We start from the raw sequence: 14,930 nt of genomic DNA on the forward strand, positions 1-14,930 counted from the left end.
GACATGAGTAGGAAGGACGAGGTGCGGGAGTTCTTGATCTCCCGCAGGGCACACGTGACCCCCGAACAGGCGGGACTACCCGACTACGGCGACGAACGGCGCGTGCCCGGCCTGCGCCGCGAAGAGGTCGCCATGCTCGCCGGCGTCAGCGTCGACTACTACACCCAGCTCGAACGCGGCAAGATCCGCGGCGCCTCCGAGAGCGTGCTCAACGCCATCGCGCGAGCGCTGCAACTCAACGACGTCGAACGCGAATACCTGTTCGACCTCGCACGCACCACCCCGGCAACGCTGGCCGCACGCAGCCGACGGCGGGGCGGGCCGTCGGTGCGGGCCTCGGTGCAACGGGTCCTGGACAACCTGGCCGTGCCTGCTGTCGTGGTCAACGCGCAGCAAAACCTCGTCGCCGCGAACCTCATGGGCCGCGCGCTGTTCGCCCCGCACTTCGAGGCCGACAAGCCGAACCTGGCCCGGTTCGTCTTCCTCGACCCCCGCGCTCGGGACTTCTACCTCGACTGGCCTCTTGCTCGCAGCATGACTGCCGCGATGCTGCGGCTCGAAGCCGGACGCGACCCGCTCAACCAGGAGCTCACCGCACTCATCGGAGAGCTCTCCACGCTCAGTCCACAGTTCCGTACGGATTGGGGCGAGCAGGACGTGCACGAGCACCGCACCGGCCAGAAGGTCTACCGCCACCCCGAAGTCGGCGAGATCGACGTCACCTTCGACGTGTTCGAACTGCCCGGCGAACCAGGCCTGGCCATCTGCACATTCAGCGTCGAAGAGGGCTCACCGTCCGCCGACAGGTTCGCTCTCCTGTCCAGCTGGGCGGCCACCCAAGAGTTCGGGAGCCGGCATCGCGACAACGTGGCCCACGGTGAGGAACCAGCAGACAGCGCCCCGCCCACCACGGAAAGCCGATGGGTGTGGCTCGTTTCCAGTGAGTCATCCGCCCAGCTCACGAGGTCCCTCCAAAGGAGCAGCACCACCACCGCCGACGAGGTCGAGACCCGATGGTCTCAGGCCGGATGGCCAGATCAGTAATGGCTGTCGCTTTCGTGCTCGACGTTTGTGAACTTGCCGGTTCGTAGGGCCTCTGTGGGGACCATGACGCGGGTGAGCCCGTCGCCGCCCCACAGGAGGTTGGAGATCGTGGCAAGGTGGCTGTACCCCTTTGCCCTGTCACTGATGCCCTGGTGGATGTGGGGCCAGCCGAATGCTTGGGCCTCCCCGAGCTGGAACCCGAACGCCTCCTCGCAATAGGCTTCCCACGCGCCGCCGAACGGCTCCATCACGAATCTGATGTGGTCTGGGGTGTAGGGGCTGTCGGTGTCGTAGCCGGGCTCATCGCGGAAGTCCAACGTCTCCAAGATCGGATCACCGCGGTCACCCGACATGGCGGGCAGGGTGACGATCGGGTCGGCGCCCAGTAGCACGTGGTCGTTGAAGGCCGGAGCCGCGGGTGGGCTCGGCGTCCCCACGGCCCGGGCCGGGTCGGCGGTGACGATCTGGCAGTCGTCCGCCGCACGGTGCTCCGGGTGCAAGGCGAAGATGTTGACCAGGCCGAGCCGGGTCGGCAGTTCGTCACCGAGCCAAGGAGCGAGTTCGTTGGTGTCGAGCACGGCGAGGACACTGAGCGGGCGGCCCTGCTGGTCCTGCGGCCACGGTGTGCCCTGTTCCAGGAAGGCAATGTCGCCGCCAGCCCGACAGCGTCCGGTCTGGAAGTCCTTGTCGGCGGGTTCGAGCACGAACCCGGGTTTGGCCAAATCGACCAACTGTGAGCCCACTCGCTCACCCAGGTGTTCGATGCACAACGAGCGGATGTCAGCGAGAGCGTCTTGATAATTCACGTGCTTATCTAAGCAGGGTGTAGTTCCTCTCCAGGGACTGGTTGAGCTGGGTGTTCGTGCCTGGACTGTTTGATCGCGGGGTTGGCTTCTACCGTGGATGTAGGCGTGTGAGGCGGTGGTGGCGTTGGGGTCGTTGCAGGAGGAGTTGGCGCGGCGGCTGACTGAGTCCCGACGGCGGATCGTGGAGCTTCGCGAGCAGTTGGCCGAGGTGCAGTCACGTCTGGACGCCGAGGAGGACCGGTTGTCCCGGCTGGTGATCACGCAGGAAACGGTGGAGGAGATTCTGGGTGAGTCGGCCTCGCCTGCCGCCGAACCTGTGCCAGCAAGCGAGGGCGTTGACGCCGAGACGCAGGAAGGCGGGCCGGAGGCCGGGCTCCGGGGCAGGCAGGCGGGTGAGCAGCCGGTTGAGGTGGGGCGTCGGGGTGTGGTGACGGTGCCGTCGTGGGAGCCGGAGCTGCACCCGTCGGTGTTGCCGCGGGCGTATCGGGATGTGCTGGAGGTGCTGGCCGATGCCGGTGGGGCGATGCGGGCGGGCAAGATCTCGATGGCGGTGGAGCGGGGTGAGTCAGCGGCCAAGGTGGAGAGAGAGTGCTGCGGCTCCTGTCCGGAATAAGCGGGCGGTGTGGTCATCGGCGGGGAAGTACGCCTCGACGGCGATCTCTTCGAGGGTGACGTCGAAGGCGGCGCCGAACGTCGTGATGGTGTTGATGAAACACAGCTCCGCTCCGCGATGGCAGATGCGGATGGGCAGCGCGATGTCGGTGGGATCGGGCGGCGCCGGATCGCCTTCGGGGCCGTAGGACAGCAGTTCGTCATACAGCGCGCTCAGCTCCGGATCGCCGGTCTGCGTCACCTGGCGGGCGAGCCGGGGCAGCAGGTACGCGCGGACCTGCCCGAGGTTGCGCAGCCGCGGCGCGAACCCGCCCGGATGCAGGCCCAGCCGCATCATGTTGACCGGAGGTCGCAGCAACGCCGCATCGACGCCCTCCAGGAAGACGTCGATCGCGGTGTTGGCCAACAGCAGGTTCCAGCGGCGGTCCACGACGAGCGCCGGATACGGTTGGTGCCCTCGCAGGATCTGCTCCAGGACATTCCGCGCAGAGGCCAAGTGCGGATCTTCCAGTGGTCGCTCCCGGACGACGGGTGCGTGCCCGGCCGCGACCAGCAGGCGGTTGCGTTCCCGCAACGGGACGCCCAGATGCTCGGCCAGGCGCAATACCATCGCGCTGCTGGGAATGGTCCGTCCCGTTTCCACGAAGCTGACGTGCCGGGCGGACACCTCCGCCTGGATCGCCAGATCGAGTTGGCTGAGCCGTCTGCGGTGCCGCCACTCGCGCAGCAGCTCACCGACCGGCCGGTCCTGCATCATGCGGCGATTATCGCCCCGCCTCGTCGAGGATCTCGATTACATGCCATGTAATCGACAGGCCGGGGCGGCGGCTGCGACGGTGGCCCGCATGAGCGAAAACGGCAAGGCCGCAAGCAACAAGCAACGTGCCCTCCATGGGTTCACCCAGTTCGCGGCGGGGAACATCGACGTACTCCGTACCCTGCTGCACAAGGACTTCATCGAGCACAGTCCGGGAAATCCCTCAGGGCGGGAGGCTTTCATCGCGTTCATCGCCAAGGCTCCCGTGGCCCGCGCCCGGCTCGACCTCAAACGGGTGATCGCTGACGACGAGCACGTGGTGATGCACTACCACATGGCCACGGACGACGACCCGCGCGGCGTCGCCGTCGTCGACATCTGGCGGATGATCGACGGGGAGATCGTCGAGCATTGGGATGTCGTCCAGCCGGTGCCGGAAGCCGCCCAGGTTCCCCACGGAATGTTCTGACCGGACGGCATGGAGCAGCGATCCGCCTCGATCGAGACCAGACCGCCCGCAGACGGCGGTCTGGTCTGCCCCGCATGCAGTTCGACGCCGGTCAGGACGCGTCGTAGCGCAGGCGGGAGGCGGCGACGTACGCGCGGTGCTGCTCGGCCCATGTGATGAGTCCGGAGACCTGGGTCGGGAGCGTCTCCCCGACCGGGGTCAGGGCATAGTCCACCCGGGGCGGCGAGGTGGGGGTGACGGTGCGCTCGACCAGGCCGTCGCGCTCCAGGCTGCGCAGGGTGAGAGTGAGCATCCGCTGGGAGATGCCCTCGATGGAGCGCTGCAGTTCGGAGTAGCGCTTGGGCCCGCCGCCGAGCAGGTTCATCACCAGCACGCTCCACTTGTCCCCGACGCGGTCGAGGATGTCGCGCAGTTGGCAGGTCGGGTGGTCCACGCCGACTGTTTCGCGCACATCGGTGTGCCTTCCGCGGGTCAAAGTGCCTTCTTCCGTCATGGGAGCAGTGTGGACCAGACTTGATGCACGCACAAGAAGTAACCAGCGCACAGAAAGTGCTGTTGCGATGAGCATCGACTTGACCGATCCCCCGCCCAGGCCGGGACCTCGCCCGCGGACCACGGGTCTGGAGATCCCGCACGACCAGCTCGACCAGTTCTCCCCGCCACGCATCAGGGCCGCCCTGGTGGCGGAGGCACAGGCGCTGGCGGGCGTGTTCACCGGCCCCAGCCAGGTGTCCGAGCCCGCTTCGCTGGCGCTGCGGCTGCACGAGCCCGCCGGGCCGTGGGCGGCGTTCCTGCACCCCAGCCGCGACGAGTTCGGGCACATCCACCGCTCGGGCTTCCTCCACCTCACCGTGCCAGGGCCGCTCATCGAGCCGCTGGAGCGGGCCGGGTGGATCGAGCCGCATCCGATCAGCCGGCGCCCTGAATGGCCGGACACGATCGTGATGTTGTACGCCCCCCGCGACGAGGCCGACCTGGCCATCGCCCGCGCCGTCCTGCGCGCCTCCTGGCGGCAGGCCACCGCATCTTTTACGACAACGGAGTGATCATTATGCGTGCCATGGCTTTCACCGCCTTCGGCGCTGACCTGGAAGCCGCCGACCTGCCCGTGCCCGAGCCGGGTCCCGGCGAGGTGCTCGTCCGGGTGCTGAACTCCTCGGTCAACGGCTTCGACCTTGGCGTGCTGGGCGGCTATCTCAAGGGCGTGTACGACTACGAGTTCCCCGTCGTGCTCGGCAAGGACTTCGCCGGCACCGTGGCGGCCGTCGGTGAGGGCGTGACCGGCCTGACGCCAGGTGAGGACGTGTTCGGCGTGGTCATGCGCCCGACCCTGGGCCAGGGCGGCTTCGCCGACTACGTGGTGGTGAGCGAGCAGTACGGCCTGGCCAAGATCCCCGACGGGCTCGGCCACACCCACGCGGGCGTACTGGGCCTGGCCGGGACCGCCGCGCTCAACGCCATCGACGCCGTCGCCCCGACACACGGGGAGACCGTCCTGATCTCGGGTGCGACAGGCGGCGTGGGCGCGTTCGCCATCCAACTGGCCGCCGCGCGCGGCGCCCGGGTGATCGCCACCGCCCGCCCCGGAGCCGAAGCCGCCTTCGTCACCGGCCTGGGCGCCACCTGGGCCGTCGACCACACCGACCTGCCGGCGCAGGTACGCACGATCACGCCCCGCGGGGTGGATGCCGCGCTGCACCTGGCGGGCGACGGCCCAGCCGTAGCCGCCCTGCTGACCGACGGCGGGCGGCTGGCCTCCACCCTGCACTACATGCCCGATGAGCCAGGCCGGGACATCAAGGCCACGGTGGTAATGGCCGACCCGAACCCGGCAACCCTGGCCCAGCTCGCCGCGGAGGCGGCCGAGGGACGTCTGCGGGTGCCGGTGGCCCGCTCCTACCCGCTGGCCGAAACACCGCGCGCGATCGCCGACTTCACCGCCGGGACTGTCGGCAAGCTCGCCGTCACGATCTGAGCACATCGACATCTGGCGGGTCGAGCACGGGCTGTTTGCTGAGCACCGGGCGAAGTGACCACCTTGGAAGTGTTCCAGCAGTTCGGCGCGTTGCCCTCTGGGTGACGGCAGGTGACTGCAGGACTTGACAGCACCTGATTCCACATAACCTGCCGCACCACCCTTGACAAGGTGAGGGCGGTGGCAGCGACAGTGTCAGCCCTCCGCCGACTCCCTCGGAGATGGAGTCGGCAAGGAGAGCGGCCCACGCCATCGCCAAGGCAGGGTCCGCCGTGTTGATGGGCCTCTATCCTTGGCAGGCGCAGGGAGCAGAGCAGGGCTGGCGCCAGCGGAGTGTCTATGCCTCACCCTCGACGAGGCCCTCGTTGCTCGCTGGCAGGCCGAATCCCCGGGCCTCAGCCGGGGAGCGCGTCAACACCAGGTGCCACCTGCCTAGCGTTTTGTACGGCGTGGAGTCCGGCGTGATCAAGCGGCTGCCGAGCGGTGAGTTCATCGAGGTCCACACGCCGCCGACCGACGACATCGAGGCCCACATCCGCGCGGCAAGGAGCCGGTGCTGATGCTGCCGGTGGGTCAGGACAGCTCGGGCATCCCGCCGAAGGACATGCGCGGGCCGCTCGCCAAATCATGGGCAAGACTCGCCACAAGAATCCGCGCACGCCAGGTGCTACGGCAAACCCGGCAGCGAAGCCATCGCCGCCGTCACCGAGCACGTCGCTTCGCTGCGGCGCCGGCTCTGACCTGCGATCAGCCCGCAGGCAGCGACATCGGCCTGATGTGTCTCGCGTACTGCGGCGACCTCGCAGAGCGGCGATGACGAGGCAGGGTCAAGGGATGGCCGGCGCGCGCGTTCGAGTCCGGCGGATGGACACGAGACACTCACGATGATCGTCTGGCGAGCGAGGTCACCGGCCGTCTGGTCGCTCCGTGTCTTCACCGGTGCCCGGGGCGGGGCGGGCGAGGCGGATCATGGCCCGATACAGCGCGGTGGGCGTGGGAGCCCGCTCCAGTGGCGGCAGGTCGGCGCCGGGGGCGGCGTAGGCGCGCAGCATCTGGCCGACCAGGCGGCGCCAGGCGCCCGGGGCGGCGTCTTGGGTGGCGGCGACGACGCCGGCGTTGGCCATCAGCAAGATGACGAGGTCTTGTGAGGTGAAGTCGGCGCGCAGGTGGCCGGTGGCCTGAGCGCGGGCGATGAGTTCGAGGAAGCCGTTGTAGGCCTCGGTGCGGCGCTCTTCCAGGGCTTTGGCGGCGGGGAAGGTCATGGTCAGCACGTCGGCGAAGCCGCGGTCGGCGGCCTGCATGGCGCAGACGGCGTGGACGTAGCCGGTGAAGCCACGCCAGGGGTCGGGGTCGGCGAGGGCTTCGGCGACCGCGGCGGCGTAGGCGTGCATGCGGTCGGCGAAGACCGCGTTGATGAGTTCTTCGCGGGTGGCGAAGCGGCGCGACAGGGTGGCCTTGCCGACGCCGGCTTCGCGGGCGATGCAGGCCATGGAGACGCCGAGCCCGTGGCTGGCGTACAGGCGGCGGGCGGCGGCCAGGATGCGCTCGCGGTTGCGTTCGGCGTCGGCGCGCAGCCCCGGTTCAGGCTGCCGGTCCAGGGACGAGTCGGGGTCTGCGGCGGATGTCATGATTCCACTCTACAAGTGGAACAGGCTACCCGGTTTCGTTGTTAGGCTGTCGTCATGGAAGCGGGAAGCCCGTTCCAGTTCCTGAAAGGTGCAGAACATGCGTGCAGTGACCCTGGACTCCGTCCCCACGACCCCGGCCGTGACCGAGGTCGACACCCCCCACCCCGAGGCCGGTGAGCTGCTGGTGAAGGTGGCCGTCTCCTCGTTGAACGGCTTCGACGCCGCCACCGCGGCCGGCTATCTGCAGGGGTTGATGGAGCACCGCTTCCCACTGGTGATCGGCAAGGACTTCGCGGGCACCGTCGAGGCGCTCGGGGAGGGCGTGGACGGTTTCGAGGTCGGCCAGCCGGTCTTCGGCGTGGTGATGAAGCCGTTCCTGGGCACCGGCTCGCTGGCTCAGTACGTCGCCGTGTCCGCCGCCTACGGCGTGGCCCCCGTCCCCGACGGCCTGTCCGTTCAGGAGGCGGGCGCGCTGGGCCTGGCCGGCACCGCGGCGCTGGACAGCCTCAACGCCGTCGCCCCGGCCGACGGCGAGACGGTGCTGATCTCCGGCGCCACCGGCGGGGTGGGCGCCCTGGCCGTGCAGCTGGCCGCCGCCCGCGGCGCCCGCGTCATCGCCACCGCCCGCCCCGGCGCCGAGACCGACTTCGTCACCGGCCTGACCGGCACGCCGATCCACCTCGTGGACTTCACCGGCGACCTGCCGGCCCAGGTTTGCGCCCTCGCCCCCGAGGGTGTGGATGCCGTGCTGCACCTGGCGGGCGACGGCCCCCAGCTCGCGAGCCTGCTGCGGCCGGGCGGCCGCCTCGCCTCCACCCTCGGCCTGACCGCCGACGCCGTCACCGGCACCGTCCCCGGCGGCAACGTCACCGTGCACACGATCATGGCTGACCCCAATCCGCACACCTTGGCCGTCCTGGCCGAGCAGGCAGCCTCCGGCGCGCTGCGCGTGCCGGTCACCGCCACCTACCCGCTCGAGCAAGCACCCGAGGCGTTGGCCGCCTTCGGCGCCGGGACGCTCGGCAAGCTCGCCGTCGCCTGCGCCTGACCCCGGGGCCCTTGTATCCGCCGCCCTGGAGGCCGCAAAGGACCGCACTTCGCGCGGCACCTCGCCCCTGGGGATCACGGTCAACACCGTGGTCCCCGGCATCACGGACAATGGCAATGAGATCTTCAAGATCCCCGAGGTACGGGAGCAGATGTCCCAGCTGTCGGCGTTCAAGCGCCTCGGTGAGCCGGAGGAGGTCGCCGACGTGGTGGTCTTCCTCGCCACCGATCAAGCGCGCTGGATCACCGGCGCGTCCCTCGACGCCACCGGCGGCAGCCTCCTAGGCTGACGCGGTGACGAGTTCGTCGGCGACCCATCGTGCGACGTTGGTGGGGTAAGGCGCCGGCAGCCCGAGGACGATGTGCTGGAAGCCGGCGGCGACCGCCTCGGTGATCGCCTCCCGGCTCATCCGGGGCTGTTGATAGGAGACCGGCAGGTGGATCGAGCGGGTGATCGAGGCGGGGTCGCGACCGATCTCGGCGCAGTAACGGTCCAGCAGTGCGCTGCGGCGGACAACGTCGTCGATGTCGCCGCCGGGGATGTTCCACAGGTCGGCGTGCTCGGCGACCACGCGCAGCGTCGCGGACGAGCGTCCGCCGATCAGGATCGGCGGGTAGGGGCGCTGAGCCGGCTTAGGGTTGCAGAACGCGCCGGTGAGCTGGACGTAGGTGCCGTCGAAGTCGAACGGCTCGGTCTCGGTCCACAACCGCCGGATAACGGTGCACGCCTCGGCGAGGCTCCCCACCGAGTGGGCGAAGTCGTGGAAGGGCAGGCCGTGTGCGTCGTACTCGCGCCGGGCCAGCGGGTGGTCGGGACGTGAGCCCGCGCCGATACCGAATTCGAGCCGCCCGCCGGAGACGACGTCGACGGTCGCGGCGATCTTGGCCAGCATCGCGGGCGGCCGGAAGCGGTTGCTGGTCACGAGCAGGCCGAGGCGCAGCCGTCGGGTCTGGGCGGCGAGCGCCGAGAGCAGCGTCCAGCCTTCGTAGGCCGGCCCGTCCGGGCTGCCGCCGATCGGCATGAGGTGGTCGAACAGCCACGCGTGCTCGATCTCGGGAACGGCGTCCGCTTCCTGCCAGACCCGCAGGATGTCGCGGTAGTCGACCTGCATGGGGGCGGTCATGATCCCGAAGCTCGGCATGGGGTGGTGGGTCCTTTCTGGTGATCGGAGGTCGGCTGACCGCCCCGTCGAGGGCGGGGCAGCGTGCTTCTCGGAGCGTCACTTGGATTCGGTACGGCCCAGCGGATCGGTGCTGTCCGCAAGTTCGGCGCTCGCCGCGGACCAAGCCGGGTCTGCGGGGTAGAGCGCACTGCGGAGGTACGCCCACGTGAGCCGCTGGATCAGGGCGACCCGTTCGGAGCTCTCGTCCGTGGTCTCCGTGGAGGCGTACCCGGAGATCCCGCCCAGCGAATGCTCCGCCCCGAACAGGGTGAGCAGGTTCTTGGTCCCGGGGCTCAGGAAGTACGCATCCGTGAACCACTCCGGCCCCCGGACGGTCAGGGCGGACTGGTCCTTGTCCCCCGCGACCATCAGGGCCGACGTGGTCATCTCCGCGAAGTCCGGGCTCATGAAGGAGAAGTGCTCGGCGGCGAACGGCGTCAGGTCGGCGCCGCCCGTACCCGGCACGGCAAGCAACACACCGGCCTTGATGCGCGGGTCGGACATGTCCTCGCCCGGGACGCCCTCGGCGTCGAGGACCCGCGCGCCCAGCAGCATGCTCGCCGTCTGTGCGCCCCACGAGTGCCCGGCGGCGGCGATGCGGCTCCGGTCGAGGCGCCCCGCGAGGCCCGCAAGGGAGGCTTCGATGAGGTCCAGCTGATCGACGATGCGCGTCAGGTCCTCGACCCGGAAGCGCCAGATCTGCGGGTGACGGGGATCATCGGGCGTGACGTTCAGCGTCCGCGAGTCGAGGTGGGTGGGCTGAACGACCACGAAACCGCGGGCGACCCAGAAGTCGACCAGCGGGGCGTAGCTGTCCAGCGACCCGCCGAAGCCGTGCGAGAAGACGATGACGGGCAGCTCGTCTCCGGTCGCCGGGGCTGACACCCGTACCAGCAGGTCCTCGCCGCGGCCAGGGGCCGGCAGCGTCACCGGGCGTACCGAGATGACGGGAACCGGCGTGCTGACGACTTCATCGGGGCGGCGCATGGGTGTTTCTCCTTGAAATAACGTGAGTGGCGATGTGTGGGCATGGTCACGGAACGCCTGTCCTGGCATCATGGGCAAAGCGGATCCGTGTTCCGCAACCATACGGATCCGTGTTCCGGTTGGCAAGATGAGTGACGGAGGCAACGGAGCAGTGGCTGACATCGGCAACGGATCGAAATCGTCAGCCCCCCGGAAGCGGGCCGACGCCCGTCGCAACGAGAAGACCCTGCTGGAGGCGGCCGCTGCGGCTTTCATCGCCTCCGGCGTCGAGGCGCCCGTGCGTGACATCGCGGCCAAGGCCGGCGTCGGCATCGGCACGATCTACCGCCACTTCCCGACGCGGGCCGATCTCATCGTCGCGGTCTACCGGCACCAGGTCGAGGCATGCGCCGAGGCGGGCCCGGCCCTGCTGGCGAACAGCGACTCACCGCACACCGCCCTGGCGCGGTGGATCGACCTCTTCGTCGATTTCCTGGTTACTAAGCATGGTCTCGCCGAGGCGCTGCAGTCCGACGACGCCACCTTCGCGACTCTGCACGCCTATTTCATCGATCGCCTCGTGCCCGTCTGCGCCGAGCTGCTGGACGCCGCCACCAGGGCAGGCCAGATCCGGCCCGACATCCAGGCCCTCGAACTGATGCGTGGCGTCGGCAACCTCTGCATCGGCGCGGACAAGGACCCCCGGTACGACGCCCGTCGCATGGTCGAACTCCTCCTCGCCGGACTGCGCCTCCACTGATCGGCCTGTTCCAAGAGATCGGTGGTCGTAAGCGATGAGGGAACGTCGGCCCGGGCGGTGCAGGGGAACGAAATTCGGCGTTCAGCTGCGCGCGGACGGCTTTCACAGTCGTCGCTGTGTAAGGAGCCTCCCGGTAAGGACCACCCTCGCGACGTCCCCAATGGCCTGGTGGCCGGAGGAATCGATACGGGTGTCATCCTCACCGGCGTACACGGGCGTGGCCGGAGTGACGGTGCAACTCACAGAGTCCGAGCCACCCCCTTCCAGCCAAGGAGTGGGACTGTACGGTTTTCGGCTCTGGCACGAATCCGGTGGTGACGGTGTGTGTCAGGAGAGCAGGATCATCTGTCTGAGCAGTGGGAATCCGGCGCGGCCATACATAGTCCTCTTAATCAGCTTCGTCTTCATGTGGAATCTGATCTGTCAAGCGGAGGTCCACGATGCGCGATGGATATCGGCTGGCCAGCTCGGTGAGAGACCTGGACAATCAGCAATCGTGAAGGGGATCTCCGGCTTCGAGCCGACCTTTCTCGTCGGACTTGAAGCCGTCCGCGAGGAACATGGACCAAGCCTGGCAGAGCTTGGTGGCCGGCGGCTGACGGGGTTCGCGCTTGTGCGTTTCGTCGAGGACAGGGAATGGTACGCCGAGTGCCCCGTCGTCCTGGACTTCGACGGCGTCCAGGTAGAGGTGAGCCACTGGAAGTTCGACGAGCTGTCGATCGGCTGGAACACCATCGACACGACGGCTGCGATCAGCGGATGGGAGGAGTATGACGAACTCACCCCGGCGTGGTCCAGCGCCGACGAACGGCTGGAGCCGTTCGTCGGCCAGGAAATCCGCGAGGTCGCTCTGCTCGAGTGGCATCCATCGTCGCGTCATGACGTTGCGGGCGGCACTATCGCCGTGGAGTTCGTCTTCGATGCAGGCCGTTTCCACATCGCCAACGCTCTTGATGAGAACAGCATCGATGTCGGTGATGCTCATCCAAACTTCGTGCGGCACCGGCTGGGCCGGGGCGCCGATTTGCCGGGGCGTGGGCCCCGCGGGGGTGGAAACATCGGCGAGCTGGCAGAGCTCGAAGCGGACGGAGAATGAATGCGCGCTGCGATCAACACCGACGACGGCATCCGCACTGTCGAGGTCGATGAACCTGGTGGAGCAGGGGTCCGGCTCTCGGTGGCCGCTGCGGGAATCTGCGGCACCGATGTCATGTTCGCTGGTGCCGGCGTGACCGGATTCATCTATGGACACGAGTTCGCCGGAGTCGACGAAACCGGTAACCGCTATTTCGTCGAACCGACCATCTACGGTGGGGAATGCGCGGAATGCCGCGCCGGTAACCCGCAGCGGTGCACTGAAGCCGGCCACGGAAACCTCGGGATTTACCGCGACGGTGGCCTGGCCGAAGCCGTGGTGGTGCCGGAATACACGTTGCTGGCTCTGCCCCCGCAACTGGACGTCAAGGACGCATGCTTGGTCGAACCCGGCGCCGTCGCCTGGCACGCGGTGCGCCGCGCGCAGGCGCGACCAGGAGAGCGCATTCTCGTGGTCGGTGGGGGGTCGATCGGGCTCCTGACAGCCGCAGGGGCCCGGTACCAAGGGTTGGACGTCGATGTGGACACCCGGCACAGTCATCAGCTGACCGCGGCCGAGCGGCTGGGATTCGGCCGGCCGAGCGGGACCTACGACTTGGTGATCGATGCGGCCGGCAGCGAGTCGAGCCTGGCGCGATCCGCGGAAGCAGCACGACCAGGAGGCCGGATCATCTCACTGGGCGTATACAGGCCGACGATGCCGATCCCCGGGACTGTGAGCTTGGTCAAGGAACTGACCTACATCAACAGCATCGCCTACGGCAGGAACAAGGGGGTCCGCGAAGTCGAGGAGGTCGCCTCCATGTTGGCCAAGAAACCCGAAATCGCGCAGACGCTCATCACGCATCGGTTCTCACTCGGGGAGGCTCGGGAAGCGTTTCGTGTCGCGGCTGACCGCGCAGCCGGTGCGATCAAGGTGGTCATCGAGCCCTGATCTCAGGCCGTGCCAATGCGGTGCCGGGCGGCGAGCTGGTGGCCGAACATGGCATCCCGGTCCTCTACGACCACGCTGTAGGTGTCGTACCCGAGATAGGTCACAGTGCGGCGATGTTGTCGCTCATCGTCGCGGAGTCGTAGCCGTCCGCTGGACACGCTGAGTGCCCGAGACCACGGGGACCCCCTGGCGTAGGTTCTCGACTAGCGGTGCGACTCAGGGATCGAGGGCGGTGCCGGGCCGGCTCTCGAGGCGGGCGGCCAGCGACTCCGGGCGAACGGGCCGTCGCCGGGCAGCCGCGCCCGGTTGCATGGGAAACTGCTGGGGTGACCGCACGACGTATCGCCTACCAGGGCGAGCCCGGCTCGAACTCGCACTTGGTGTGCAAGCACCACTACCCCGACTGGCATACGGTGCCGTGCGCGTCCTTCGAGGACGTGTTCGCGGTGGTGGAGAACGGGGAGGCCGAGCTGGCGATGATCCCGATCGACAACTCGATCGCCGGCCGGGTCGCCGACATCCACCACTTCCTGCCGACCTCGGACCTGTACATCATCGGCGAGCACTTCCTGCGCATCCAGTTCAACCTGATGGCGCCGCCGGGTGCGACCCTGGACACGATCAAGGCCGTGTACAGCCACGTGCATGCCCTCGGCCAGTGCCGCCGGATCATCCGCGAGCACGACCTGGTGCCGGTGATCGCCGGTGACACCGCCGGCGCTGCGCGCGAGGTGGCCGAGGCGGACGACCCGACCCAGGCGGCGATTGCGCCGCCGCTCGCGGCGGAGATCTACGGCCTGCACATCCTCGCCCGCGACGTCGAGGACGAGGAGCACAACACCACCCGGTTCGTGGTGCTCAGCCCGGACTTCGTGCAGGCACCGCGCGGCGAGGGCCCGGTGGTCACCTCGTTCGTCTTCAACGTCCGCAACCTGCCGGCCGCGCTTTACAAGGCGCTCGGCGGGTTCGCGACCAACGGCATCAACATGACCAAGCTGGAGAGCTACATGGTCGGCGGCCACTTCGCGGCCACCCAGTTCCTCGCCGAGGTCGACGGACACCCCGAGGATCCCGGCCTGAAGAACGCGCTGGAGGAGTTGGCGTTCTTCACCACGGACGTGAAGATCCTCGGGGTCTACCCGGCCGACCCGTTCCGCGCCGACTGAGTCTCGAGACGGGCGCCAGGGCGCCTTCCTGAACCACCGTCTCTCCGGCGGACTGGGCTCTGCAGGATCGGGCCGCATCCGGAGGCGCCACGCCCGTTGCGGGATCCGGTCGCGTACGGCGCCGACCGCCGGATCCTGTGCGGGGGCCGGATCGTGTGAGGACGGTGTCTCCGCGCGGAGTCACGGCGTCCAGGTCGCGGCGGATGCCGTGTCCCCGGTTTCGCCTCATCAGGGGCCTACTTCTGCTGTTCGTGATCGGTGCCCCCGGCAGGATTCGAACCTGCGGCACCCCGCGTCAGGAGAGCTCGAGTCGTACGGAGTCCTTTATCTATTGATGGGTTATATGTAGCTGCCCCTTGACGTTTATCGGTTCCTCGACCACAACCTCCTGTCACCGATCGCCTGGCTGCTGTTCGGCTTGGTCAAAACGATTTCGTGACGCGTCTCTCACAAGGTGCTCCAGCTCTTCAGATGCGAGTGTCCCGGGCCACTCGGTGCGGATCCTCGT

17 protein-coding genes are annotated in these 14,930 nt (G+C 68.4%); 11 read left to right on the forward strand and 6 right to left on the reverse strand.

The window, feature by feature from the left end:
* Nucleotides 1-3: 3 nt before the first annotated feature.
* Entirely contained in the window at nucleotides 4-1,044 is a 1,041-nt protein-coding gene (locus tag ACIBX3_RS35070) for a helix-turn-helix domain-containing protein (RefSeq protein WP_397124666.1), read from the forward strand.
* On the opposite strand, the gene ACIBX3_RS35075 is transcribed toward ACIBX3_RS35070, so the two are convergent.
* Nucleotides 1,038-1,787 (reverse strand): DUF1963 domain-containing protein, encoded by a 750-nt coding sequence (locus tag ACIBX3_RS35075; protein ID WP_397124668.1) that lies wholly within the window; start codon nucleotides 1,785-1,787, stop codon nucleotides 1,038-1,040. The two genes, ACIBX3_RS35070 and ACIBX3_RS35075, sit on opposite strands and share 7 nt — an antisense overlap.
* A gap of 181 nt (nucleotides 1,788-1,968) precedes the next feature.
* Here ACIBX3_RS35075 and ACIBX3_RS35080 point away from each other — a divergent pair, with 181 nt between their 5' ends.
* Nucleotides 1,969-2,463, forward strand: a complete 495-nt coding sequence (locus tag ACIBX3_RS35080) for a hypothetical protein (protein ID WP_397124670.1) — start codon at nucleotides 1,969-1,971, stop codon at nucleotides 2,461-2,463.
* Here ACIBX3_RS35080 and ACIBX3_RS35085 read toward each other — a convergent pair.
* Nucleotides 2,416-3,219 carry a helix-turn-helix domain-containing protein gene (locus ACIBX3_RS35085; protein ID WP_397124672.1) on the reverse strand — a complete coding sequence of 268 codons (804 nt, stop codon included), beginning with the start codon at nucleotides 3,217-3,219 and terminating at the stop codon, nucleotides 2,416-2,418. The genes ACIBX3_RS35080 and ACIBX3_RS35085 overlap by 48 nt on opposite strands.
* Nucleotides 3,220-3,307: 88 nt before the next feature.
* Here ACIBX3_RS35085 and ACIBX3_RS35090 point away from each other — a divergent pair, with 88 nt between their 5' ends.
* Complete coding sequence (locus ACIBX3_RS35090; RefSeq protein ID WP_397124674.1) at nucleotides 3,308-3,688, forward strand: nuclear transport factor 2 family protein; 381 nt, start codon at nucleotides 3,308-3,310, stop codon at nucleotides 3,686-3,688.
* Between the two features lie 91 nt (nucleotides 3,689-3,779).
* On the opposite strand, the gene ACIBX3_RS35095 is transcribed toward ACIBX3_RS35090, so the two are convergent.
* Nucleotides 3,780-4,181 (reverse strand): winged helix-turn-helix transcriptional regulator, encoded by a 402-nt coding sequence (locus ACIBX3_RS35095; protein WP_397124676.1) that lies wholly within the window; start codon nucleotides 4,179-4,181, stop codon nucleotides 3,780-3,782.
* Nucleotides 4,182-4,248: 67 nt separating this feature from the next.
* Here ACIBX3_RS35095 and ACIBX3_RS35100 point away from each other — a divergent pair, with 67 nt between their 5' ends.
* Together ACIBX3_RS35100 and ACIBX3_RS35105 are read left to right on the forward strand one after the other, a co-directional pair.
* Nucleotides 4,249-4,734 (forward strand): luciferase family protein, encoded by a 486-nt coding sequence (locus tag ACIBX3_RS35100; RefSeq protein WP_397124678.1) that lies wholly within the window; start codon nucleotides 4,249-4,251, stop codon nucleotides 4,732-4,734.
* 14 nt (nucleotides 4,735-4,748) lie between these two features.
* On the forward strand, nucleotides 4,749-5,663 hold the full coding sequence (locus ACIBX3_RS35105; protein ID WP_397124680.1) for an NADP-dependent oxidoreductase: 915 nt from the start codon (nucleotides 4,749-4,751) through the stop codon (nucleotides 5,661-5,663).
* A gap of 905 nt (nucleotides 5,664-6,568) precedes the next feature.
* On the opposite strand, the gene ACIBX3_RS35110 is transcribed toward ACIBX3_RS35105, so the two are convergent.
* The gene (locus ACIBX3_RS35110) at nucleotides 6,569-7,291 is read right to left on the reverse strand and encodes a TetR/AcrR family transcriptional regulator (protein WP_397124682.1); all 723 of its coding nucleotides are present in this window, start codon (nucleotides 7,289-7,291) and stop codon (nucleotides 6,569-6,571) included.
* Nucleotides 7,292-7,388: 97 nt separating this feature from the next.
* On the opposite strand from ACIBX3_RS35110, the gene ACIBX3_RS35115 reads away from it, so the two are divergent.
* The gene (locus ACIBX3_RS35115; RefSeq protein ID WP_397124684.1) at nucleotides 7,389-8,339 is read left to right on the forward strand and encodes an NADP-dependent oxidoreductase; all 951 of its coding nucleotides are present in this window, start codon (nucleotides 7,389-7,391) and stop codon (nucleotides 8,337-8,339) included.
* A gap of 25 nt (nucleotides 8,340-8,364) precedes the next feature.
* Nucleotides 8,365-8,628, forward strand: coding sequence for an SDR family oxidoreductase (locus ACIBX3_RS35120; RefSeq protein WP_397124784.1), 264 nt, complete (start codon nucleotides 8,365-8,367; stop codon nucleotides 8,626-8,628).
* On the opposite strand, the gene ACIBX3_RS35125 is transcribed toward ACIBX3_RS35120, so the two are convergent.
* Both ACIBX3_RS35125 and ACIBX3_RS35130 read right to left on the reverse strand, forming a co-directional pair.
* Entirely contained in the window at nucleotides 8,620-9,480 is an 861-nt protein-coding gene (locus tag ACIBX3_RS35125; RefSeq protein ID WP_397124686.1) for an LLM class flavin-dependent oxidoreductase, read from the reverse strand. The two genes, ACIBX3_RS35120 and ACIBX3_RS35125, sit on opposite strands and share 9 nt — an antisense overlap.
* 78 nt (nucleotides 9,481-9,558) lie before the next feature.
* Nucleotides 9,559-10,488, reverse strand: a complete 930-nt coding sequence (locus ACIBX3_RS35130; protein ID WP_397124688.1) for an alpha/beta hydrolase family protein — start codon at nucleotides 10,486-10,488, stop codon at nucleotides 9,559-9,561.
* Between the two features lie 127 nt (nucleotides 10,489-10,615).
* Between ACIBX3_RS35130 and ACIBX3_RS35135 the strand changes: the two genes are divergently transcribed.
* The 4 genes from ACIBX3_RS35135 (at nucleotide 10,616) to ACIBX3_RS35150 (ending at nucleotide 14,422) form a co-directional block, all read left to right on the forward strand.
* Nucleotides 10,616-11,227, forward strand: coding sequence for a TetR/AcrR family transcriptional regulator (locus ACIBX3_RS35135; RefSeq protein ID WP_397124786.1), 612 nt, complete (start codon nucleotides 10,616-10,618; stop codon nucleotides 11,225-11,227).
* A gap of 496 nt (nucleotides 11,228-11,723) precedes the next feature.
* Nucleotides 11,724-12,323, forward strand: a complete 600-nt coding sequence (locus tag ACIBX3_RS35140) for a hypothetical protein (RefSeq protein WP_397124690.1) — start codon at nucleotides 11,724-11,726, stop codon at nucleotides 12,321-12,323.
* Complete coding sequence (locus ACIBX3_RS35145) at nucleotides 12,324-13,256, forward strand: zinc-binding dehydrogenase (RefSeq protein WP_397124692.1); 933 nt, start codon at nucleotides 12,324-12,326, stop codon at nucleotides 13,254-13,256.
* 326 nt (nucleotides 13,257-13,582) lie between these two features.
* Nucleotides 13,583-14,422, forward strand: a complete 840-nt coding sequence (locus ACIBX3_RS35150) for a prephenate dehydratase (protein WP_397124694.1) — start codon at nucleotides 13,583-13,585, stop codon at nucleotides 14,420-14,422.
* Nucleotides 14,423-14,930: the final 508 nt, after the last annotated feature.

Origin of the sequence: Nonomuraea sp. NPDC049480, assembly GCF_044465905.1 — a bacterium.
In the GTDB taxonomy this organism is placed as follows: Bacteria; Actinomycetota; Actinomycetes; order Streptosporangiales; family Streptosporangiaceae; genus Nonomuraea.

What these genes read in the sequence shown, in the direction of transcription:
- ACIBX3_RS35070 (WP_397124666.1), top strand. Translation starts at nt 4, where the DNA reads ATGAGTAGGAAGGACGAGGTGCGGGAGTTCTTGATCTCCCGCAGGGCA.
- ACIBX3_RS35085 (WP_397124672.1), bottom strand. Translation starts at nt 3,219, where the DNA reads ATGATGCAGGACCGGCCGGTCGGTGAGCTGCTGCGCGAGTGGCGGCAC.
- ACIBX3_RS35090 (WP_397124674.1), top strand. Translation starts at nt 3,308, where the DNA reads ATGAGCGAAAACGGCAAGGCCGCAAGCAACAAGCAACGTGCCCTCCAT.
- ACIBX3_RS35095 (WP_397124676.1), bottom strand. Translation starts at nt 4,181, where the DNA reads ATGACGGAAGAAGGCACTTTGACCCGCGGAAGGCACACCGATGTGCGC.
- ACIBX3_RS35100 (WP_397124678.1), top strand. Translation starts at nt 4,249, where the DNA reads ATGAGCATCGACTTGACCGATCCCCCGCCCAGGCCGGGACCTCGCCCG.
- ACIBX3_RS35105 (WP_397124680.1), top strand. Translation starts at nt 4,749, where the DNA reads ATGGCTTTCACCGCCTTCGGCGCTGACCTGGAAGCCGCCGACCTGCCC.
- ACIBX3_RS35110 (WP_397124682.1), bottom strand. Translation starts at nt 7,291, where the DNA reads ATGACATCCGCCGCAGACCCCGACTCGTCCCTGGACCGGCAGCCTGAA.
- ACIBX3_RS35115 (WP_397124684.1), top strand. Translation starts at nt 7,389, where the DNA reads ATGCGTGCAGTGACCCTGGACTCCGTCCCCACGACCCCGGCCGTGACC.
- ACIBX3_RS35125 (WP_397124686.1), bottom strand. Translation starts at nt 9,480, where the DNA reads ATGCCGAGCTTCGGGATCATGACCGCCCCCATGCAGGTCGACTACCGC.
- ACIBX3_RS35130 (WP_397124688.1), bottom strand. Translation starts at nt 10,488, where the DNA reads ATGCGCCGCCCCGATGAAGTCGTCAGCACGCCGGTTCCCGTCATCTCG.
- ACIBX3_RS35135 (WP_397124786.1), top strand. Translation starts at nt 10,616, where the DNA reads ATGAGTGACGGAGGCAACGGAGCAGTGGCTGACATCGGCAACGGATCG.
- ACIBX3_RS35145 (WP_397124692.1), top strand. Translation starts at nt 12,324, where the DNA reads ATGCGCGCTGCGATCAACACCGACGACGGCATCCGCACTGTCGAGGTC.